The following is a 22,648-nucleotide window of genomic DNA, read 5'->3' as shown; positions in this document are numbered from 1 at the left end:
CGAACCGTCCGGCGGCACCCGGTGGGCGGGCCTTCCGCCGGGGGCGCCGGCCGGGCCGGTGGGCGGCCACGGTCCGGCCTCCTGACGCGTTGTCGCAGCTCACGGGTAGAATCCCGGCCGGAAACGATCATCGGAAGGGCCATGACCAAGAGGTACGAGCTGCCGCTGCTGGTGCTGACCGCGGCGACCGGGGCGGTCGACGGCGTCAGCTACCTCGCCCTGGACCGGGTCTTCACCGGCAACATGACCGGCAACGTGCTCTTCATCGGTTTCGGGCTGGCCGGGGTGTCCGGCCTGCCGGTGCTCAACAACCTGGTGGCGCTGCTGGCGTTCATGCTCGGCGCGGTGCTCGCCGCCCGGTTGACCCGGGGTGCGCCGGGGCCGGCGAAGCTGCCCGCCGCCGGCCTGGCCATCCTGGTCGGCGGCAGCGTGCTGTCGCTCGCCCTGGCCGGCGTCTGGCTCGGCAGCGGCCCGCCGAGCCACGGCGCGATGCTGGTCACGACCGCCCTGCTCGCCCTGGTGCTCGGTGCGCAGGCCGCCGCGGTCAAGCACATCGGCATCCGGGACCTCTCCACGGTCGTGGTGACCATGACCATGGTGAACCTCTCCGCGGACAGCCGGGCGGCCGGCGGACCCGGCACGGCGTGGCTACGCCGGTTCGGGGCGATCACCGCGATGGGACTGGGCGCCTTCGTCGCCGCGGTGCTGACCCTGCGGGTCAACGGGGCGGTGGCGCTGCTCGTGGCCGGGGTGCTGCTGGCCCTCGGCACGACGCTGATCGCGGTGATCCGGCACCGGGAGGTCGCCGCCGCGACACCCACCGACGACGGACCCGCCACCGGGGGCCACTGAGCCCTCTAACGCGGCCACCCGGGGCCACTGAGCCCTCTAACGCGGCCACCGGGGGCCACTGAGCCCCCGGCTGCGGCCATCGCCGCCGCCCGGCCCCGCGACCTGCCTGGACGGCGCGGCCCCCGGCGGACCGGGCGGGGAAGGCCAAAAACTTTTGTGGGTTTCCTACAACGGTCACCGCTCAGGGTTCGGTGATTACGACATGGCGCTACCGGCCGGCACCCGGAAGGGTGATCGCTGTCAGGGGTCGATGCCTTGCGGCGCGTACTCGTGGATCTACCGGAGGAGTCGATCGGGTGTTCAGCCGTGTCGCCATCGTCAACCGGGGTGAGGCCGCGATGCGCCTCATTCACGCGGTCCGAGAGCTGGCCGCGCAGACCGACACCCGGATCGAAACCGTGGCCCTCTATACCGACGTCGATCGCACCGCGACCTTCGTCCGCGAGGCCGACATCGCCTACGACCTCGGCCCCGCGTCCGCCCGGCCCTATCTCGACCTGAAGCGGCTGGAGCACGCCCTCGTCGAGACCGGGGCCGACGCCGCCTGGGTCGGCTGGGGCTTCGTCGCCGAGGATCCGGCCTTCGCGGAGCTGTGCGAGAAGATCGGGATCACCTTCGTCGGGCCGAGCCCGGACGCGATGCGCAAGCTCGGTGACAAGATCGGCGCGAAGCTGATCGCCGAGGAGGTCGGCGTGCCGGTCGCTCCGTGGAGCCGGGGCGCGGTGGAGACTCTGGAGGCCGCGATCGCCGCCGCCGCCCAGATCGGCTACCCGCTGATGCTCAAGGCGACCGCCGGTGGTGGCGGGCGGGGCATCCGTGTGGTCACCAGCGACGCCGAGCTGGCCGACGCCTACCAGCGCACCAGCCAGGAGGCGGCCCGCGCCTTCGGCAGCGGGATCGTGTTCCTGGAGCGCCTGGTCACCGGTGCCCGGCACGTCGAGGTGCAGGTGATCGCGGACGGTCAGGGCACCGCCTGGGCGCTCGGCGTCCGGGACTGCTCGGTGCAGCGGCGCAACCAGAAGGTCATCGAGGAGTCCGCCTCACCGGTGCTCGGCCCGGAGCAGACCGCCGAACTCAAGTCGTCGGCCGAGCGGCTGGCCGTCGCGGTCGGCTACCGCGGCGCGGCGACCGTCGAGTTCCTCTACCACCCGGGCGACCGGCTGTTCGCCTTCCTGGAGGTCAACACCCGACTCCAGGTGGAGCACCCGATCACCGAGCTGACCACCGGGTTCGACCTGGTCAAGGCACAGTTGCACGTCGCGGCGGGCGGCCGGCTCGACGGGGTGCCGCCGGTGGAGCGCGGGCACGCCATCGAGGCCCGGCTCAACGCCGAGGACCCGGACCGCGACTTCGCCCCCGCCCCGGGCCGGATCGCCCGGCTGGACCTGCCCGCCGGGCCCGGCATCCGGGTGGACACCGGGGTGAGCGAGGGCGACACCATCCCGGCCGACTTCGACTCGATGATCGCGAAGATCATCGCCTACGGTCGGGACCGCGACGAGGCGCTCGGCCGGCTGCGCCGGGCGATGGCCAACACCACGGTGATCATCGAGGGCGGCGCGACCAACAAGAGCTTCGTGCTCGACCTGCTCGACCAGCCCGAGGTGATCGACGCCAGCGCCGACACCGGCTGGATCGACCGGGTCCGCGGCGAGGGCCGGCTCGTGTCGCACCGGCACTCCGCCGTCGCGCTCGCCGCCGCCGCGATCGAGGCGTACGAGGAGCAGGAGCGCGCCGAGCAGCAGCGGTTGCTGTCCACGGCGTTCGGCGGACGCCCGCAGGTGCAGCACGCCAGCGGCCGACCGTTGGACCTCAAACTGCGCGGCGTGGGCTACCGGATGCGGGTGGCCCGGATCGGCGCGCACCGGTTCCGGGTCGGCATCGAGGTCGGTGGCGACGTGCGTACCGCCGACGTCGAGCTGGACCGGTTCGACCGGCACACCGGGCAGATCGCCGTCAACGGCGCGCGGTACCGGCTGCTGACCGGGACGCACGGGGCGATCCACCTGGTCGAGGTGGACGGGGTGACCCACCGGGTCGGCCGGGACGAGGGTGGCGTGATCCGCTCGCCGATGCCCGCGCTGGTCGTCGCGACGCCGGTCGAGATCGGCGGCGAGGTCGAGGCGGGCGCACCGGTGCTGGTGCTGGAGGCGATGAAGATGGAGACGGTGCTGCGGGCACCGTTCCGCGCCCGGCTCAAGGAGTGCGGCGTCTCGGTGGGCAGCCAGGTGGAGGCCGGCGCGGCGCTGCTGCGGCTGGAACCGGTGGCCGACGCCACCGACGAGCCGGCCGACGCCCCCACCGCCCCACCGGTCGAGCTGGACCTGCCCGTCGCGCCTGACCTGGCTCCGGCGGTCGAACGGTCCCGGCGCGGCCAGGAGGACCTGCGCGGCCTGCTGCTGGGCTTCGACATGGACCCGCACGACGACGGCCGGGTGCTCGACGAGTACCTCGCCGCGCGGCGGGCCGCCATCGAGGACGGCCACCGCCTGCTGGCCGAGGAGATCGACCTCGTCGACGTCTTCGCCGACCTCGCCGAGCTGAGCCGCAACCGGCTGACCGGCGAGGACGGCAGCGGCGACAGCCACGCCCCCAGCGCCCGCGAGTACTTCCACACCTACCTGCAGAGCCTCGACGTCGAGCGGGCCGGGCTGCCGGCACCCTTCCAGGCCAAGCTGGCCAAGGCGCTCGGGCACTACGGCGTCACCGACCTGGAGCGCACCCCGGCGCTCGAGGCCGCCGTGTTCCGGATCTTCCTGGCCCAGCAGCGGGCCGCCGCCGACGCCACCGTCGTCGCGACGTTGCTGCGCGCCTGGCTGCGCGAGCCGCCGCCGGACGCGGTGCTGCGCGAGCCCGCCGGCCTCGCGTTGGAGCGGCTGGTGGCGGCGACGCAGGTCCGCTTCCCGGTCGTCGCCGACCTGGCGCGCGGGGTGGTGTTCGCCTGGTTCGCCCAGCCGCTGCTGCTACGCAACCGAGCCCGGCTGTACGCCTCGGTCCGCCGGCACCTGCGTCACCTGGACGCGCACCCGGACTCGGCGGACCGCGCCGAGCGGGTCGCCGAGATGGTCCGCAGCACCGAGCCCCTGGTCCGGGTGCTCGGCCAGCGGCTCGTCCGGCACCACCTCGACAACGCGGTCATGCTGGAGGTGCTGACCCGGCGGTACTACGGCAACAAGGGTCTGGCCGACGTGCGCACCCGTCGGGTCGCCGACTGCACGTTCGTGGTCGCCGAGCGGGCCGACTCCAGCCTGGTCTCCGCAGCGGTACGCTTCGACGCCCTCGGCGACGCGCTGCGCGGGCTCGGCGAGCTGGCCGGGGACGGCTCCGCCGTCGACGCCGACATCTACCTCGGCTGGGAGAACCAGCCGGAGGACTTCGACGCGATGGCCGCCGCGCTGCTGGAGGTCGTCAACGCGCACCCACTGCCGTCCCAGGTCCGCCGGCTCACCACCACGGTGGCCGGGCGGGGTGGTGCGGTGATGCACCACCACTTCACGTTCCGCCCGTCGAGCACCGGGATGAGCGAGGAGCGGCTGATCCGCGGCCTGCACCCGTACATCGCCCAGCGGATGCAGCTGGAGCGGCTGCGTAAGTTCGACCTGACCCGGCTGCCGTCGTCGGACGAGGAGGTCTACCTCTTCCAGGCCGTGGCGCGGGAGAACCCGTCGGACGAGCGGCTCGTCGCGTTCGCCCAGGTGCGGGACCTGACCCCGCTGCGCGAGCAGGACGGCCGGCTGGTGGCCCTGCCGACGGCCGAGGACATCGTCGCCACCTGCCTGGACTCGATCCGCCGGGCGCAGACCCGCCGCCCGTCGAAGACCCGCTTCAACACCAACCGGATCGTCATCTACGTCTGGCCGCCGAGCGACCTGACCCGCGAGGAGATGGAGATGATCGCCGAGCGGGTCCGGCCGACCACGGTGGGCGCCGGGCTTGAGGAGATCCTGTTCATCGCGCGGCAGCGCGACCGCCGCACCGGCGAGCTGGCCAAGATCTCGGTTCGGATCTCCTTCGACGCCACCGGCGGAGCCGAGCTGACCATGGGCGAGCCCCCGGCCGACCCGGTCGAGCCGCTCGACGACTACCGGCTCAAGGTGCTGCGGGCCAGCAGCCGCAACACGGTGTACCCGTACGAGCTGACCGGGCTGCTCGGCAGGTTCGTCGAGCACGACCTCGACGACGACCACGCGCTGGTGCCGGTGGACCGGCCCCGGGGCCGCAACACGGCGGCGATCGTCGCGGGTGTGGTCACCACGCCGACGCCGAGGCACCCGCAGGGGGTGACCCGGGTGGTGCTGCTCGGCGACCCGACCAAGTCGCTCGGCGCGCTCTCCGAGGGCGAGTGCCGGCGGGTGATCGCCGCGCTGGACCTGGCCGAACGGCTGCGGGTGCCGCTGGAGTGGTACGCCCTGTCGGCCGGCGCGCGGATCTCGATGACCTCCGGCACCGAGAACATGGACTGGGTGGCGGCGGCGCTCAAGCGGATCGTCGAGTTCACCCAGGACGGCGGCGAGATCAACATCGTCGTCGCGGGGATCAACGTGGGCGCCCAGCCGTACTGGAACGCCGAGGCGACGATGCTCATGCACACCCGGGGCATCCTGGTGATGACGCCGGAGGCCGCGATGGTGCTCACCGGCAAGCAGTCCCTCGACTTCTCCGGCGGGGTGTCCGCCGAGGACAACTTCGGCATCGGCGGCTACGACCGGGTGATGGGTCCGAACGGGCAGGCGCAGTACTGGGCGCCCAACCTGACGGCGGCGCGGGACGTGCTCATGGCGTACTACGACCACACGTACGTCGCTCCCGGTGAGGACGCGCCGCGCCGGGCGACCACCATCGACCCGGTGGACCGGGACGTCACCGTCTTCCCGCACACCGTGGCCGGCAGTGACTTCACCACGGTCGGGGAGATCTTCTCCGCGACGGCGAACCCGGACCGCAAGAAGCCGTTCGACATCCGTACGGTGATGCGCGCCCTGGCCGACCAGGACCACCCGGTGCTGGAGCGCTGGGCGGGCATGGCCGACGCGGAGACCGCGGTGGTGCAGGACGTCCACCTCGGCGGTATCCCGGTCTGCCTGCTCGGCATCGAGTCGCGGTCGGTGCCCCGGCGGGGCTTCCCGCCCACCGACGGCCCGGACACCTACACCGCGGGCACCCTGTTCCCCCGCTCGTCCAAGAAGGCCGCGCGGGCGATCAACGCGGCCAGCGGCAACCGACCGCTGGTGGTGCTGGCCAACCTGTCGGGCTTCGACGGCTCACCCGAGTCGATGCGCAAGCTGCAACTGGAGTACGGGGCCGAGATCGGCCGGGCGATCGTCAACTTCCGTGGACCCATCGTGTTCTGCGTGATCTCCCGGTACCACGGCGGGGCGTTCGTGGTCTTCTCCAAGGCGTTGAACCCGAACATGACCGTGCTGGCGCTGGAGGGCTCGTTCGCCTCGGTGCTCGGCGGCGCTCCGGCCGCGGCGGTGGTGTTCTCCGGTGACGTCAACGCCCGTACCGCCGCCGACCTGCGGGTCCGCGAGCTGGAGGGTCGGATGGCGGCGGCCACCGGCACCGAGCGGGCCGCGCTGACCGCGGAACTCGACGAGATCCGTGCGGCCGTCCGTGCGGAGAAGCTCGGCGAGGTCGCGGCCGAGTTCGACCGGGTGCACAACATCCAGCGGGCGGTCGAGGTCGGGTCGGTCGACGCGGTGATCCGGGCCGCCGAACTCCGCCCCCGCATCATCGCGGCGATCGAGTCCCGCCTGGGGTGACATTCCAGCCGGTGTCGGCCGGCGTACCCCGCCCGGATCCGCCCGGTCGGGGTACGCCGATACCGACGGCCCGCCCGCCGACGGCCCGCCCGGCGATAGGGCCGGACACCTCGGCACCCGACCGGACCACCGGTGGGATGGAGCACCTCGACACCACCCATGGAGTCGGACACCTCGACGCCTGGCCGCCCGGTGGTGGAGCCGGGGCGACTCGACACGAGAACTTCCCTGGTGGGGCCGGGAAGTGGTTGTCGCAGACAGCCTTATGCCACAGCGGCATAGATATGCCGCTGTGGCATAAGGCTGTCCGGCGTAGTGATGTCAGGACGTGTCGCCCAACCGGATCGGCCCGACCCGGACGACACCGCGACACGACGACCAACCGGATCGGCCCGACCCGGACGACACCACGACACGACGACCAACCGGATCAGCCCGACCCGGACGAGGGCCAGGAGACGACGACCAACCGACGGCGCGGTCGGGCAGAACAGCGCCGCCGGACCCACCGTGAGAAGAGCCAGCGCCGGGGTGGGACGGGGTCAGGGGGTGGCGGGTGCGCCCGCGTCCGCCAGCAGCCGTTGCCGCATCAGGAACTTGCGGACCTTGCCCGTCGGACCCATCACCACACCGTCGGCCGGCACCGTGACCACCCGCCGGAGCGTCCCGCCGACCGCCGGGCCGAGCGCGGCGCGGACCTGCTCGGACCGGTCGAGCGTCGGATCGGCGTCGTCGGCGAGCAGCAGCAGCGCCTCGGTGACGATGTGGTCGTCCGCCTCCCGGACCGCGATGACGGTGCAGTCGCGTACGTCCGGGCAGTGCTTCAGGATGCGCTCCTCGGACAGCGCCGTGTACAGCCAGTTGCCGTCGCCCAGGTCGACCGCGTCGCTGGCCCGGTCGACGTGGTGGTAGTTGCCGTCCGGGTCGCGGTACATCAGGTCACCGGTCAGGTAGTAGCCGTTGAGCCGGGTACGGAACGTGTTGACCGAGTCGTTCCAGTACCCGATCGCCAGCGTCGGCGACTTGAGCCCGACGTGCCCCACCTGCCCTTCGGCGACCTCCTCGCCGGTCGTCACGTCCAGCAGGGCGATCTGCGCGAACGGGTACGGCTTGCCGACGCAGCGGTCGTAGCGGTCGCTGCCGAGGCGGTGGCTGATCCGGAACGCGCCGTGGCCCATCTCGGTGGAGCCGAGCATGTCGACGAACTTGGAGCCGGGCACGTCGACCATGCCCTGTCGGGTGTACGTGGGATGACTGCCGACGGCGACCAGCCGCCGGATGTGCGACTCGTGGGCGCAGTCCCCGGTGTTGAACCAGTTGCGCACCGAACTCAGGTCGCGGGTGCCCAGGTCGTGCCGGGCCAGCTCGGACCAGGTCACCGCGAAGCCGAAGACGCCGGTCGGCCGCCAGCGTTCGATGGCGTCGAGGATCGTCTCGGCGCTGCGCTCGAACGGGCCGCCCTGCGCCGACAGGTAGAGCAACTGGTAGCCGTTGCACAGTGCCTGGTTGACGGTGATGATGCCGGCGGTGTGCGCGGCCGGCAGGACGGACAGCTCCCGCACCTCGCCGTAGGGGCGGGATTCGGTGAGCCGGACCGCCCGGATGGCGGCGAACAGCCCGTGGTGCGAGTGGACGATCGCGGCCGGCACCCGGGTGGTGCCGGACGAGTGGGTGATGACGACCGGGTCCTCGGGGTGGTGGCGGTAGTGCGGTGGGGCCTGCCCGGGGTCGCCGGTGCCGGTCTCGGCGGCGTCACCGAGGACCGGTGCCCCCAGGTCGTGCTCGCGCAGCGCGGCGTGGTCGGCGTCGAGCACCACCCCGACGCCGCGCAGCCGCCGGATGAACTCGGCGGCCAGCTCGATCGGCATGTTGCCGTTCATCAGGGCCGGGATCGCGCCGAGCCAGGTCAGGGCCAGGAAGTTGAGGAACACGTCGGGCGCGGACGTCACGTAGACCGCGACCGGGTCACGCCAGCCGATGCCGCGCCGCCGGAACCAGTCCGCCCGCGCCGCCACCCGTTCGGTCAGGGTGGCCAGGGAGAGCGGCGTCCAGGCGGGGATGCCGTCCACGTCGACGTCGAAGGTGATCCGCGGTGCGTCCGGGTCGGCACCGTGTTCGGCCAGCCGGAGCAGCACGTTGCCGGCCCCCAGCTCCATGTCGGCCGCGAGCGTCGCCCGGAAGTTGTCGGCACCCAACGAGTTGTCTCCTCACCTGACACGCTCACGGCAGCCGCACCGGCGGCACGGCGGCCGATCTGGGACACGCTCAGGCTAGAGCGCCGACCAGCGGCAGACAATGGCCAACATCAATCGTGTCCACCCGGCCGGGATCAGGAGACCTCGCGGTTGAACAGGTGCGACGACCAGACCAGGCTGGCCGCGGCCAGACCGATCATGATCAAGGCGCCCTGCCAGACCACGGGCTCGGCGAGCTGACCGTTGAACAGCGCCCGCATCCCGTTGGTGGCCCACGAGAACGGGTTCCAGAGCGCCACCTTCTGAATCCACAGTGGCGCGAGGACGAGCGGGATGAGCACCCCGGCGAGCAGCGACACCGGCTGCCCCACCGTGTTGACCAGCACGCCGAGGCTGTTCTCGTTCCGCACCAGCAGGGCGATGTCGTACGAGATCGAGGTGCTCAACAGCACCATCACCGACAGCAGCGCGTACGAGATGAGCAGGTTACCCAGGTGCACCCGCAGCCCGAACGGCAGCGCCACGACCGTGATGATCACCGCCTGCACGACGTTCAGGCAGACGTGCATCATGGCCCGGCCCAGCAGCAGGCCGGTCCGGCTGACCGGGGTCACCCGGCACCGGTCGATGATGCCCGCCCGCAGGGCGCTGAGCAGCCCGTAGCCGGCGTACAGGCCGCCGAACAGGCCCATCGCCACGAACAGGCCGGGCACGTAGATCCGGTAGGCGTCGGCGTAGGTGGAGGCCCCCCGGTCGACCATCACCACCTTGAGGAACGGGGCGAACAGGACGAGGTAGGTGATCGGCTGGGCCAGGCTGAACGCCACCATCACCGGGTTGCGCACCATCAGGCCGACTTCCTGCTGGAAGATCAGCCAGGTGTCCCGGACCAGTTTCACTACGGCTCCTCTCGTGCCGGCCGGTCACTCCTCGAGCGACCGGCCGGTCTTGGCCAGGAATACGTCGTCCAGGCTGGGCCGGCGGGCCTCGATCGCCCCCGGTTCGATCCCCCGGCCCAACAGGGTGCGCATGATCTGCGGGATGGCGGTCGCCGCGCTGTCCACGTAGAGCCGCAGGGTGCCGTCGACGGTCTCGGACGAGTGCACGTAGGGCTGCTCGCCGAGCAGTTTGCCCGCCGTCGCCAGCTCGGTGTCGGCATCGGCGTCCACCACGTCGGGCCGGGTGAGGTCGACCGCGACCACGTCCCCGGAGATCTCCCGCTTGAGGTCCGACGGGGTGCCCTCGGCGACGATCCGCCCACCGTCGATGATGGAGACCCGGTCGCACAGCGTGTCGGCCTCGTCCAGGTAGTGCGTGGTGAGGAAGACCGTCATGCCCTCCGCGCGCAGCCGCCGGACCTCCTGCCACATCCGGACCCGGCTGGGCGGGTCCAGCCCGGCGGTCGGCTCGTCCAGGAAGATGACCTGGGGCGAGTGGATGACCCCGAGCGCGACGTCGAGCCGTCGGCGCTGCCCCCCGGAGTACGTCCGGATCCGGCGGTCGGCGAAGTCGTCGAGCTGGAAGGCCCTGATCGCCGCCTCGGCCCGCTGCTGCGCCTCGGCCTTCGTCAGGCCGTACAGCCGGGCCTGGAGCACCAGGTCCCGGCGGGCGGTCGAGTCGTCGTAGGTGCCGCTGGCCTGGGCCACGAAGCCGATCTGCCGACGCACCTGGGCGGGTGCCCGCAGCAGGTCGACGCCCGCGATCGTCGCCCGGCCCCCGTCGGGGCGGATCAACGTGGCCAGCATCCGCAGGGTGGTGGACTTGCCCGCGCCGTTGGGGCCGAGGAACCCGACGATCTCGCCGCGCCCCACGGCGAAGTCGACTCCCCGTACCGCCTCGACCGTGCCGGCGTTGCGGCCACGCCCGACCCGGTAGGACTTGCGGAGGCCGGTGGCCTCGATCATCGAGCCTCCTCGTACGGCGACGACGCCGGGCCACGTCGGTGTCGACCATGGACGGCGACCTCCGCGCGGGAGCGTCAGGTCAGGCTAGTGGGGCCGTACCCGTAGGACAATGGTCGATGCGCCGGGCGGCCAGGGCGGCGAGGTGCCGGGCCGCCGCGACCGCACCGCCGGCGGCGGCGAACGACGCGCCGACCCGGCGGGCCTGCGCCCGGTAGCCCGGCTCGTCGAGGACCGCGGTGAGTGCGGTGGTGAGGTCCGCCGGGGTGGCCGACCGGAAGGAGACCTCGATGCCGGCGCCCGCGTCGACCACCTGACGGGCCACCGCCGGATGGTCGTGCCGGATCGGCGCGACGATCACCGGGACGCCGTGGGCCAGCGCCTCGCTGACGGTGCCCAGCCCACCGTGGGAGACCAACGCGTCGAGCCGGGGCATCAGCTCCAGCACCGGCACCCGGGGAGCGACCAGCACGTGCGCGGGCGGGTCGGGCACCAGGTCGGGCGCGGCGGTGAGCACCACCTGCACCCGGTCGGCCAGCGGTGCTGTCGCCGCCATCACCCGCTGGTAGAAGTCCCGGGCCAGGTGCTCGGCCATGGTGCCGACGGTGACCAGCACGTGTCGGCGGGCCGGATCCCAGGCGTCCCAGGCGAAGCCCGGCGCGTCCGGCCGGTGGCCCAGGGCCGGGCCGGTCAGCACGCACTGCGCCGGCAGCGGCGTCGCGCCGGTCAACGCCGTGCTGGTCAGACCGATCACCAGGTACGGCGAGAACCGCAGGTCGATCGTCTCGTCGACCGGCAGGTCGGTCATCGCCCAGACCCGGGGCAGCTGCGCCCGCACCCAGTCGGTGAACTCGGGCATCTCCCAGGTCGGCGGGGTGAGTTCCAGGGTGCCCACGCAGAAGGTGGCCCACGGAACCCCGTGCCGGTGGGCGGCCAACGCGCCGGCCAGCGCGTACTGGTCGACGACGGCGACGTCGGGGCGGTAGTCCGCGACCGCCCGGTCGGCCGCGTCCCGGATGAACCGGTTGACCGGCAGCACGTGCCCCTCCCAGAGGCTGCGCACCGAGGCCATGCCGGACTCGCCGTCGAGCCGGTAGTACCGCTTGCCGGTGGGATAGAGCGTCGCGTCCGGACCGATCAGTGGACGCAGGTCGCTGCGTGGCCCGCACCAGGCCACCTCGTGCCCGTCGGCCTGGAGCGCCTGGGCGATGGCGAGCGGCGCGTTGAAATGGGACACCACCGGCAGTACGACGAACAGGAAGCGGGCCACGTCGATATTCTGGCACGCGTTGACATCGGCGGAGGGCGCTGATGGGATTCAGCTCGTGGTGGGCGACGGGCTAGGGACGCGGACGGCACCGTCCACTGTGGGCTGCTGCCGACCCGCCCCGGTTCCGGGCGGCCACCGACCCGCCCCGGTTCCGGGCGGCCACCGACCCGCCCCGGTTCCGGGCGGCCACCGGGCAGCCCCGACGCCGCCCGGTCGCCGGACGCCCGCCGGTAGCCGGACCACCCCGGCACCGGCCGCATGACGGCGCTCGACGCGGTCTCGGTCCACCTGCCGCAGCGCCGCGTCCCGATCGAGAGCCTGGCCGGGCCGCTCGGGCTGACCGAGATGCAGGTCCGGCTGTTCCGCCGCTTCCACGGCCTGGACCAGGTACGACGCGATCCCGACCTGACCCTGCACGACCTGCTGCTGCACGCGGCGACCGGGCTCACCGCCCTGCGCGGGCAGGAGCACCGGGTCCGGTTCGTGCTGTACGGACGGGCGTTCCCGGTCGTGGTGCCGTACCCGGCCAATCCGCTGCACGACGTCTGCCGCGCCCTGGGGCTCGGCCACGCGGTCGCCCTCACCCTGACGCAGCAGTCCTGTGCCAGCGCGTTGCTCGCCATCGAGCTGGCCGGCCGGCTCCTGGCCGCCGAGCCGGCGGGGCGGCACGGGCCGGGTGAGGGGCCACTGGCCCTCGTCCTCACCGGGGAGAAGGCGTTCACCCGCGACGCCGAGTTCATCCCGGAGACCTCGATCTTCAGCGAGGGGGCGTCCGCGTGCCTGGTCAGCGCCGACGGCCCACGCGACCGGCTGCTCGGCTACGCGTGCGCGCAGCGGGGCGAGTTCGACGTCGCCGGTGGCGCGTCCGGTGCGCAGTTCCAACGCGAGTACCGGCCGGCGCTGGCGGAGGTGATCGGCCGGGCGCTGGCCGACGCCGGGATGACGCTCGACGACGTCCGGCTCATCCTGCCGCACAACGTCAACGTGGTGACCTGGCAACGGTTGTGCCGGCTGCTCGGCTTCCCGCGCGACCGGGTGCTGCTCGACAACGTCCGGGAGACGGGCCACGTCTTCTGCGCGGACGCGTTCGTCAACTACCTGACGGCGTGCGAGCGCGGCCTGCTCCGGCCGGGCGACCGCTACCTGGTCGCGACCGTCGGGGCCGGCGACGGGGCGACGTTCGCCGCGATGGTCCTCGCCCACTGACCGGACGCCGCAGGAGACCGGTCGGCCCCCGCCGGCCGGCGTGAGTGAGGAGAGCCGTGCCGCCAGCAGACCCGCCCGACCTGCACCTGACCCGGGCCGCCCGGCGGGCCTTCCCCGGACCGGCCGCGCTGCTCGGGGATCCGGCCCACCGGGAGCGGTCCCGTCGCTACCTGGCGGACCTGGCCCGGCAGGCCGGGCAGGAGCTGCCGGCGGGGCTGTTCGACCCGGCGTCCGGGTCGCCGGGCCAGTCCTATGCCGAGATGGCCGAGACGTTGGTCCGGGAGCTCGTCCCCCCGGACGAGCCGGTGGACCTGCTCGTGCTGGCGTTCTCCGGTCACGACATGCTGCCCGGCCGCGCCACCGCGACCTACCTGAGCCACGTCTGCCCGGGGAACCCGCTCTCCTTCGCCATCTGCGACCAGGGTTCGGCGGCGCCCTTCAGCGGCCTGCGGATCGCCCACGCGTACGCCGCGTCGGGCGACTGCCGCCGCGCCGTGCTGATCGCCGTCGAGCAGGCCGTCCTGCCCTACCGCACCCCGACGCCCGGCCCGGCCCGGCACCAGGGGGTCGCGATGCTATACGCCACCACCACGGTCCGACCGGCCGCACCCGACGGGAACGCCCGGATGACCGTGCTCCGCCAGCACCCCGACGTGGCGGCCGGTGACGTCGCCGCCCTGGCCGCGGCGGAACTGGCCACCCTGTCGGCCGGGTGTCCCGACGCCCGGGTGGTGCTCGGTGCCGCCCTCGCCGCGGCGTGGCCGGCGCACCCCACCGGGCGGGTCACCGTGACGCCACCGGGGCAGCCGGTCACCGGCCTGTGGTGGACCCTGCTCGACCGGACCGCCGTCGGCGCACCGCGGACCGGCCCGGTGCTGGCCGCCGACTACGACCCGGAGCTGCGGTACCTCTGCCTGGTCGGCTGGGACGACGCCGGCACACCGGACGACGGACGCCCCGACCCCGGACGGTGAACGGCCCCCCAAGCCGGGCGCGGACCAGACCCGACGGCCCCGACGGCCGGCACGGACCAGGCCCGACGGCCCGACAGCCGGCACGGACCAGGCCCGACGGCCGGCACGGTTCAGCGCGGGCCGACCCGGCTCACAGCCCGGCGGCCACCGCGGACCGGACGAACGCGCAGAGCCGCGCGTTCGCCTCGTCCGCGCCGACGGTGACCCGGACGCCCACTCCGGGCAGGGCCATCACCAGGATGCCGGCCTGCCGGGCCTGCTCGGCGAACGGTGCCGACCGCTCCCCCAGCGGCAGCCAGACGAAGTTCGCCTCGCTGGGGGCCACGGTGAGGCCGAGCCCGCGCAGTTCGTCGACCAGCCGGGTACGCGCCACCGCCAGCTCGGCGCAGCGCCGGGTCAGCTCGGAGCTGACCGCCTCGTCCAGGCTCGCCACCGCCGCGGCCTGGGCGAGGCTGTTCGGGAAGAACACCGCGCCCGTCATCGCCACCGCCGGGGTCACCCGTGGCGGTACCACCGCGTAGCCGACGCGCAGCGCGGCCAGCCCGTACGCCTTGGAGAAGGTACGCAGGACGCAGACGTTGTCGTGCGCGCGGTAGAGGTCCATCCCGTCGGGCACCTGCGGGTCGGTGACGAACTCGCGGTACGCCTCGTCGATGATCACCGGCACGTCGGCCGGGATCCGCGCCAGGAAGTCCTCGATCTCGTCGCGGCGCAGCGCCGCCCCGGTCGGGTTGTTCGGGTTGCACAACAGCACGCAGCGGGTCTGCCCGGTCACCGCGGCGGCCATCGCCGGCAGGTCGTGGCGGTACCCGTCCATCGGCACGGGCACGTCCCGGGCCCCGACGTTCCGGATGATCAGCGGATAGCCTTCGAAGGACAGGGCGGCACGGACCACCTCCGGCCGAGGGCCGAGCGCCTGCACGAGGTGCTGGCAGAGCCCGGCCGAGCCGGGGCCGACGACGATCGACTCCGGCCCCACGCCCAGCCGGGCCGCCAACGCGGCGACCAGTGCCGAGGAGGTGCGGTCCGGGTACCGCTGGAGCGCACCCGCTCCCTGTTCGACGAGCCGCCGGATGCTCGGCAGCGGCGGGTACGGCGTCTCGTTCATCGACAGGTCGGCCGGCGGGTGGGTGCCGAGGGTCGGCGCAGTGGTCATCGTCGCTCACTTCGTTGCGGGGCCGGCGGGGCGGTTCGGTGGGCGTTCCGGTCGACGAGCAGCCCGAGCTGGTACATCCGGTCGACCAGGGACAGGGGCCGGACGGCGGTGCCGGACAGGTTGCCGGCGGTGAGCCTGAGCAACCGGGGGTTCGCCGCGGTACGCCGCATCATCCGACCGCCGAGCAGCCGGGGTAGCCCGGACACACTGGTGAGCATGAGGGCCGCGCTGTGGCTGACCGTCGCGACGTGGTCGAGGCGGGGCCGGCGGGCGGCGTCGTAGTCCCGCAGCGCCCGGTCCACCCCGGCGTCGTCCGGATGGCCCCCGGCGGTGAGGGTGGCCGCCAACGTCTCGGCGTCGGCCAGTGAGCTGTTGACGCCCTGCGCCGCCATCGGGTGCACCGCGTGGGCCGCCTCACCGACCAGGGCGAGCCCCGGCACGGTCAGCCGCGCCGCCCGCAGCCGGTAGACCGCCAGCAGCTGCCGCCGGTGCAGGTTGGCCCGCAGCGCCGTCCCCAGGGGCCGGACGGCGGGCACCTCGGCGAGCAGCCGGTCGCACCAGTCGGCCAGGTCGGCGGCGCTGCGTCCGCGGAACTCGTCCGGGGTCACCTGGACGTAGAGCCGGCAGCGCCCGCCGGGCAGCGGATAGACCAGGCACAGCCCCCGGTCGGTGCGGTAGGCCGACACCTCGTCGGCCACCTCGACCCCGGCCACGTCGAAGGCGACCAGGCCGTGCGGGTACTCCCGGCGGTCGACGGTGATGCCGGCGGCCTTGCGCAGCGGCGAGGACATGCCGTCGGCGGCGACCACCAACGCCGCCCGGACCTCCTGCTCGCCGCCGTCGCCGGTGAGCCGGACCCCGGTCACCCGGCCGTCGGCGGCGCGCAGCAGGCCGGTGACCCGCTGTCCCCACCGGACCGTGACGGTGGCGGGCAGCCCGTCGGCGAGCACGCCGCGCAGGTCGCCGTAGTCGGCGCAGAAGATCTGCCGGTGCCCGCCGGGCAGGGCGCGGTAGTCGAGGGCGAGCAGCGGGCGGCCCTGCGGGTCACGGATGGCCAGCTGGTCGACCGGGCACGCGCCGGTGGCCCGCAGGGCGTCGAGGACACCCCAGCCGTCGAGGATGCGTACCGTCTCGGGTTGGAGGATCTCGCCCTTCGCGATCGACGTGGGGGTGGATTGCCGGTCGAGCACCAGCACCCGCAGCCCCCGCCCGCCGAGGGCGCGGGCGGCGGCCAGGCCGCCGGCCCCGGCACCCACCACGACGACGTCGGCGTTCACCGGGCCACCGCGCCGGGTGTGGCGTCCGCCCGGCCGGCGACCGCACGCCGGTACTCCCCGAGCGCCCGCAGCGCGACCGCCTGGGTGATCACCGCGTTGGGGTACCGCAGGTGGTGCCGGATGTAGTTGCAGACCCGGGTGGCCGGCCAGCCGCCGTCCGGCCCGGCGGCGGCGAGCAGCCAGGACACCCCCCGGTCGACCGCGTCGGCGGCCTCCGGATCCCCGCTGGCCAGCAGCCCCTGCACGGCCCAGCCGGTCTCCTCGACGGACCCGGCGGTGCCGTCGCCCGGCCCCCACGAGCCGTCGGGCAGTTGGGTGTCGCGCAGCCAGCGCACCGCCCGACGGACCACGTCGTGCCGGGCGTGCCCGACCCTGGAGAGCGCCGCCACCACCACCGCCGTGCCGGAGGTGTGGTCGCGGTACCAGAGGTTCTCGTAGCTGCCGTCGGGGCGCGCGGCGGTCAGCAGCCAGGCCGCGGCGGAGGCGACCGCCGGATGGTCGTCGGGGTGGCCGGCGTCGTGCAGGGCGAGCACCGCCTGGCTGGTGATGGCGGGGCACGGGCCGTCGTTGGCGAGCTTGGTGTCGCGTACCCACAGGCTCCACGAGCCCCGGCTGTCCTGCCGGCCGACCAGCCAGGCCAGGCCCCGGCGCAGCACCGGATCGTCGGCGGCGTCGGGGTAGCCGGCGAGCGCCGAGAGGATCTCGGCGGACTCCAGGGTCACCGGCCAGCCGCCCACGTTGGAGTAGCTCCACCCGCCCGCCGGCACGTCCAGCACGGTGAAGGCGGTCGGCTTCTGGGTGGCGTGGAAGAAGTCCCGGGTCGGGCGCAACCGGGGGTCGGCGGCGTACCCGGCGGCGATCAGCCCGGTCACCGCGTACCCGGAACGGGTCAGGTCGAGGTTGCGCACCGCGTCCCAGGCGCCGTCGGGTCGGACCGCGCGGCGCAGCCAGCCGACGACGGCCATGGCGATGTCCGGTGCCTCGCCGGAGCGGGCCAGGCCGAGCAGCACCAGGGCGGCGGGCCACGGGTCCTCGCTCAACGCGCCGGTCCGGCCCTCGTGGTCGTAGATCTCCCGCAGCAGCCGCAGCGCCACCGGCCGGGCCCGGCGCAGCGTGGCCCGGCGCAGCCGGCCGGTGGGCAGCAGGTCGGCCTGCATCAGGGCCAGCCCGATGAACGGCGCGGTGCGGAACGACAGCCGCTGCCGGCGGACCCGGTCGAACAGCACGATCTCCAACGGCAGCCGGCGCAGCGGACCGGCCTCGGCGGTCAACCCGGCCATGGTGAGCAGTTGCCGGCAGAGCAGCGAGATGGCCGGATCGGTCACCGTGTCGACGCCGCCCATCGCGGCCAGTCGGGCGCGGCCGACGGCGATCGCCTCGGCGCTGGCGGCCGGCGCGGTCAGGGCGAGCGCCGCGACCGCGACGGCGGTGGCGACGACCTCGCTGTCGGCCCCCACCACGCCGCCCCAGCCGCCGTCGGGGAGCTGCTGCCGGCGCAGCCAGCCGGTGCCGGCGTCGACCAGGTCGGCGCTGCCCACCGGGTCGGCGGCGTGCAGGGCGGCCACGGATCCGGCGGTGCCCAGCACCGAGGCCGGTGGGTCGTCGCCGAAGACCCCGTCGGGGCGCTGCCGACGCAGCAGCGCCTCGGCGCCGTCGGCGATGGCCCGGTCGACGGCCTCGGTGGGCACAGCGGTCATGACACGTCCTCCAGGGCGGCTCTGCGCGGGGTGGTCAGGGTACGGGTCGACCGGCCGGGGCCGAGTTCGTGCCGGGTGCGCATCAGGCGCTGGGACCACCAGGTCAACCCGACCATCGGCAGGGTCAGCGCCAGTTGCGGCCCGATCCCGAGACCGAGCCCGACCAGGGCCGAGGCCAGCACGACCCGCTCCACCACCAGGACGGCGTGCGCCCGCAGCGCCACCAGCACCGGCATGTCGGCGCGGTGGGTGACCAGCGGGGCGAGGGCGGTGCCGCCCAGGGCCACCACGACGAGCAGGGTCGCCAGGTAGCCGGTCCGCCCGGACGGACCGGCCAGCAGGCCGGCGGTGAGCGCGGCGGCGACGGTGACGGCGTAGAGGGCGAGCACCGTGCGCACCGCGAACGCCGTCCCCCGGCGGACCGGCAGCGTCAGGTAGCCACCGGCGCGGTCACCGTCGATGTCGCGCAGCGCACCGACCAGGTTGGACATCGTGTCGTGCGACCAGAAGGCCACCATGGACACGAGCAGCACCGGCACGATCGACGGGGTGTCGGCCGGGAGCCCGACCGTCAGCGCACCGTAGAGCAGCGCGATCGCGCCGAGCGCGCCCCGGACCAGGTTGCCGGCTATCCCGCGCGCCTTGCCCCAGCTGCTGTAGGCGACGATGCCGCACGCGGCGAGCAGCGCGGCGGTGGTGGTGCCCCAGCCGCCGAGCACGGCCAGCAGCGCCAGGACGGCGAAGCAGGCGCTGCCGCACCAGAGCGCCGTGCCGGGGCGCAGCCGGCCGGACGGGATCGGCCGGTGCGGCTTACTCCCGGCGTCGAGGTCCCGGTCGAAATAGTCGCCGAGGTAGTGCCCGCCGAGCCAGCCGGCGGTCGGGGCGGCCCAGGCCGACGCCAGCAGCCACGGGTGGTGCGGGCCGTCGGTCAGGGCCGCGCCGGCGAGACCGACCATCCCGACGTACCACAGGGTGTACGGCCGCCAGGTCTCGACGTGTGCCCGCAGCGCCCGTGCGACGCCGGCCGTGCTCACGCCGTCTCGCTCGTCATCCAGTGCGCGATGCCGGCGAGCACGTCGAGGCTGGGTGAGGGGGAGAGCGCGGAGAGTTCGGCCAGTGCCCGTTCGGCGTGCTCCACCATCTGCCGGCGGGCGTCGCGCACCGCGCCGACCTCGGCGAGCAGGCCGGCGACCCACTCGACGTCGCCCGGGCCGGCGCCCCGCCGGTGCAGCACCGCCATGAGTTCCACCCGGGACGTGTCGGTGGCCGCGTCGTAGGCGAGCAGCAGCGGCAGGGTCGGCCGGCCGTTGTTGAGGTCGCTGGTCGCCGGCTTGCCGGTCTGTTCCGGCGTGGCCACGTAGGACAGTAGGTCGTCGCGGATCTGGAAGGCGATGCCCAGGTGTTCGCCGTAGCGGGCCAGCCCGGCCGCGAGCTGCGGATCGGCCCCGCCGAGCAGGGCACCGACGTGGCACACGGCGCGGAACAACGCGCCGGTCTTCAGCCGGATCATCTCCGGGTACCACCGGGCTCCCGCGTCCAGGTCGCCGACGAGCTGCGTCTCCAGCAGCTGGCCCCGGCACAGGTCGCGGCCCGCCTCGGCCAGGGCCGCGACGGCGGCGGCGACCTGCCCGGGGGACGCCGTCGCGCCGGCTTCCACAATGGACTGAAAGGCGGTGAAGATGAGGTGGTCACCCACCACGATGGCGTCGGGGATGCCGAACGCGACCGGCACCGCGGGGCGGCCACGCCGCAACGTGTCGGCGTCGATGATGTCGTCGTGCACGAGCGTCGCGACGTGGAGGTACTCCATCCCCAGCGCGGCGGGCAGGACGGCGGACGGCGACCCGCCCACCGCCTCCGCCGCGTGCAGCGTCATCATCGGCCGGAGCAGCTTGCCGGCCGGCAGCAGGGCGTACCGGGCGATGCTGACCAACTGGTCGGTCGTCTCCGGCCACCGGCGCTCGAGTTCCGCGCGCAGCAGCCGCCCCGATTCGCTGCGGGCGAGGTCGTCGATGAAGGGCGGATATCGCGTGAAACCAGTAACCGTCATAGCGTGTCGACCCTTTCGCAAAGGCTCGGCCCAGCCGGCACGCGAGACGTTACCTGCCGGTCCGGCCCCGAACAACCATCGGAAAACCACCCGGTCGATGGAGAAACACGAATGTCGTAACCCTGTTCACCATCAAATCGGTTGATGGGCAGAGAAATCCGCTGAACCGCTCACCGTGCGTCACACAGATCGACGAGATTAGGTACGAACGTCCGATCGCTGACCGGCGGATCAGGCAGCCGCGCCGAACTCCAGCAGGGTCAGACCGTCGGTGCCGCGGTAGGTGCGCAGCGGGGCCAGACCCGCCGCCGCGGCCAGCGCCACGTGCTCGGGCACCCCCCGCTCCCGGCCACCCACCAGCACCAGCATCTGCAGGTCGTACGGGGACCGGTGCGGCACGTACGGGTCGGTCGGCAGCACCTCCACCACCAGCACCCGGCCCGTGCTCCCGGCCGCCTCGGCACACCGGCGCAGGATCGCCGTGGCGTGGGCGTCACTCCAGTCGGTCAGCGCCCGGGACACCACGTAGACGTCGGCCCCGGCCGGCAACTCGGCGAAGAAGTCCCCGACCACGGTGTCGACCCGCCCGGTCAACCCGTGCTCGGCGAACGCCCGGGCCGCCGTCGCCACCGGCTCGCTCCGGTCGACCAGCGTGCCCCGCAGGTGCGGGTGGGTGTCGAGCAGTTCCCGCAGCAGCCCGCCGGCACCTCCGGCGACGTCGACGACGTGGCCCACCTGCTGCCACGGGTAGAGCGCCGCCACCTGGGGCGCGGTGAACCGCTGCTGGCTGAGCATCAGCGCGTCGAAGTAGGCCCGGTAGGCCGGGTGGGCGTCGAGGTCCGCCCAGAAGTCGCGCCCGTGCACCGCCCGGTAGCCGGGGCCGCCGGTGCGCACGGCGTGCGGCAGCCCGGTGTAGGCGAGGTCCATCCGGGCACCCAGACCGTCGAGGTCCAGGTAGGCGCCGTGGCCGCCACCCTCCCGGTCGCAGAGCAGCTCGCCGACGTCGGTCAGGGTGAACTCGTCCGGTGACGCCTCGACGACGACGCCCCGGTGCGCCAGGTAGCGCAGCAGCCGACCCAGGGCGTCCGGGTCGGCGTCGCACGCGGCGGCCAGCTTGTCGAGGCGGGTCACGCCGGCCGCGATCCGTTCCGGCACCCGCAACGTCACCGCCGTGCGGACCGCGAAGGGGGTGGCCAGATCGGTCAGTCGGGCGAGGCGGGCGGCCGGGTCGTCTCCGGTGGGGGTCTCGATCGTCACCCGCACAGCCTCCCCGACCTGCCGCGCCTCCACAATGGCTCCGGCCGTGGCCGTCGTCCGCCGGCCCGTCCGCTCCCGGGCCGACACCCGTCGACGGCGACGGTGGAGAACCCATTCATCCCCGTGGAACAATGCGCCGACGGCCCCCCCGCCCAGACCGGAGGAACCACCGATGACCACTTCCCTCGTGCCGGAGGTACGGCTCGTCGCGGGCGCCCTGGGCGCCGAGGTCCACGGCATCGACCTCAACACCCTGACCGACGAGGGGTTCGCCCACCTGCACCGGCTGCTGCTCCAGCACCAGGTGGTCTTCGTCGCCGGCCAGACCGGGTTGACGCCCCAGGCGCACATCGCCTTCGGCCGGCGCTTCGGCGAGGTCGAGCTGCACCCGTACCTGCCCCGGTTGGACGGGCACCCGGAGATCGTCGTGATCGACTCCGAGGACGGCGGGAAGGTCGACGTCTGGCACACCGACATGACCTTCCACCAGAGCCCGCCGATCGCCTCCATCCTGCACCTGGTCCAGCTTCCCGAGACCGGCGGCGACACCATGTGGACCAACCAGTGCAAGGTGTACGAGGCGCTCTCCGCACCGCTGCGGGACCTCCTCGACGGGCTGACCGCCATCCACGTCATCCGGATCGGCAACGAGTTCACCAGCCGGGCCGAGCACCCGGTGGTCCGGGTCCACCCGGAGACCGGCCGCCGCTCGCTGTACGTCAACCGGCTGTTCACCTCGCACATCCCGCAGCTCAGCCGCAACGAGAGCGACGCGCTGCTGGAGTACCTGTTCGGGTTCTCCGAGGGGCCGCAGTTCACCTGCCGGTACCGCTGGCGGGTCGGTGACGTGGCGATCTGGGACAACCGGGTCACCCAGCACTACGCGATCAACGACTACCAGGGGGTACGCCGCGGGCAGCGGATCACCGTGCTCGGCGACCACCCGACCGGCGACGCGCCCCGCTGGGACCACTACGTCGCCGCGCCCGGTCAGCGGTACTGGCCGGACCGGGTCAACGCGGTGGACAACTACTGACCACCCGACCGGCGG

General features: G+C 73.7%; 15 protein-coding genes. 5 read left to right on the top strand and 10 right to left on the bottom strand.

Annotated elements, in window-relative coordinates:
- Positions 1-141: 141 nt before the first annotated feature.
- Positions 142-852, top strand: a complete 711-nt coding sequence (locus O7612_RS10245) for a YoaK family protein (RefSeq protein WP_282272548.1) — start codon at positions 142-144, stop codon at positions 850-852.
- A gap of 296 nt (positions 853-1,148) precedes the next feature.
- Entirely contained in the window at positions 1,149-6,614 is a 5,466-nt protein-coding gene (locus O7612_RS10240; RefSeq protein ID WP_282272547.1) for a carboxyl transferase domain-containing protein, read from the top strand.
- A 542-nt stretch (positions 6,615-7,156) separates the two neighbouring features.
- Here O7612_RS10240 and O7612_RS10235 read toward each other — a convergent pair.
- The 4 genes from O7612_RS10235 to O7612_RS10220 all read right to left on the bottom strand — a co-directional run bounded on the left by O7612_RS10235 (position 7,157) and on the right by O7612_RS10220 (position 11,980).
- Entirely contained in the window at positions 7,157-8,770 is a 1,614-nt protein-coding gene (locus tag O7612_RS10235; protein WP_282273868.1) for a class I adenylate-forming enzyme family protein, read from the bottom strand.
- A 173-nt stretch (positions 8,771-8,943) separates the two neighbouring features.
- Complete coding sequence (locus tag O7612_RS10230; RefSeq protein ID WP_282272545.1) at positions 8,944-9,708, bottom strand: ABC transporter permease; 765 nt, start codon at positions 9,706-9,708, stop codon at positions 8,944-8,946.
- Between the two features lie 24 nt (positions 9,709-9,732).
- On the bottom strand, positions 9,733-10,713 hold the full coding sequence (locus O7612_RS10225) for an ATP-binding cassette domain-containing protein (RefSeq protein WP_282272542.1): 981 nt from the start codon (positions 10,711-10,713) through the stop codon (positions 9,733-9,735).
- A gap of 79 nt (positions 10,714-10,792) precedes the next feature.
- Complete coding sequence (locus O7612_RS10220) at positions 10,793-11,980, bottom strand: glycosyltransferase (protein WP_282272541.1); 1,188 nt, start codon at positions 11,978-11,980, stop codon at positions 10,793-10,795.
- Positions 11,981-12,238: 258 nt separating this feature from the next.
- Here O7612_RS10220 and O7612_RS10215 point away from each other — a divergent pair, with 258 nt between their 5' ends.
- Both O7612_RS10215 and O7612_RS10210 read left to right on the top strand, forming a co-directional pair.
- Positions 12,239-13,186: a 3-oxoacyl-[acyl-carrier-protein] synthase III C-terminal domain-containing protein gene (locus O7612_RS10215; protein WP_282272539.1), complete on the top strand. Its 948-nt coding sequence runs from the start codon at positions 12,239-12,241 to the stop codon at positions 13,184-13,186.
- A 56-nt stretch (positions 13,187-13,242) separates the two neighbouring features.
- On the top strand, positions 13,243-14,160 hold the full coding sequence (locus O7612_RS10210; protein ID WP_282272536.1) for a 2-hydroxy-acid oxidase: 918 nt from the start codon (positions 13,243-13,245) through the stop codon (positions 14,158-14,160).
- A 130-nt stretch (positions 14,161-14,290) separates the two neighbouring features.
- On the opposite strand, the gene O7612_RS10205 is transcribed toward O7612_RS10210, so the two are convergent.
- From O7612_RS10205 to O7612_RS10180, 6 genes are all read right to left on the bottom strand, one after another.
- Complete coding sequence (locus O7612_RS10205; RefSeq protein WP_282272535.1) at positions 14,291-15,316, bottom strand: aminotransferase class I/II-fold pyridoxal phosphate-dependent enzyme; 1,026 nt, start codon at positions 15,314-15,316, stop codon at positions 14,291-14,293.
- Positions 15,313-16,593 (bottom strand): NAD(P)/FAD-dependent oxidoreductase, encoded by a 1,281-nt coding sequence (locus O7612_RS10200; protein WP_282272532.1) that lies wholly within the window; start codon positions 16,591-16,593, stop codon positions 15,313-15,315. Before O7612_RS10200 ends, O7612_RS10205 begins: the two co-directional genes overlap by 4 nt.
- On the bottom strand, positions 16,590-18,290 hold the full coding sequence (locus O7612_RS10195) for a prenyltransferase/squalene oxidase repeat-containing protein (RefSeq protein WP_282272530.1): 1,701 nt from the start codon (positions 18,288-18,290) through the stop codon (positions 16,590-16,592). The genes O7612_RS10200 and O7612_RS10195 overlap by 4 nt, the downstream gene beginning before the upstream one ends.
- A complete protein-coding gene (locus tag O7612_RS10190) occupies positions 18,287-19,324 on the bottom strand; it encodes a UbiA family prenyltransferase (protein WP_282272527.1) in 1,038 nt (345 codons plus the stop codon). The genes O7612_RS10195 and O7612_RS10190 overlap by 4 nt, the downstream gene beginning before the upstream one ends.
- Complete coding sequence (locus O7612_RS10185; RefSeq protein WP_282272525.1) at positions 19,321-20,340, bottom strand: polyprenyl synthetase family protein; 1,020 nt, start codon at positions 20,338-20,340, stop codon at positions 19,321-19,323. Before O7612_RS10185 ends, O7612_RS10190 begins: the two co-directional genes overlap by 4 nt.
- Before the next feature lie 231 nt (positions 20,341-20,571).
- A complete protein-coding gene (locus tag O7612_RS10180) occupies positions 20,572-21,597 on the bottom strand; it encodes a methyltransferase (protein WP_282272523.1) in 1,026 nt (341 codons plus the stop codon).
- A 172-nt stretch (positions 21,598-21,769) separates the two neighbouring features.
- On the opposite strand from O7612_RS10180, the gene O7612_RS10175 reads away from it, so the two are divergent.
- On the top strand, positions 21,770-22,633 hold the full coding sequence (locus tag O7612_RS10175) for a TauD/TfdA family dioxygenase (RefSeq protein ID WP_067305034.1): 864 nt from the start codon (positions 21,770-21,772) through the stop codon (positions 22,631-22,633).
- Positions 22,634-22,648: the final 15 nt, after the last annotated feature.

This window comes from Micromonospora sp. WMMD987, assembly GCF_029581435.1.
Classification (GTDB): Bacteria; Actinomycetota; Actinomycetes; order Mycobacteriales; family Micromonosporaceae; genus Micromonospora; species Micromonospora rifamycinica.
The sequence above is the reverse complement of the archived record's forward strand: the minus strand, read 5'-3'. Positions and strand labels throughout refer to the sequence as shown.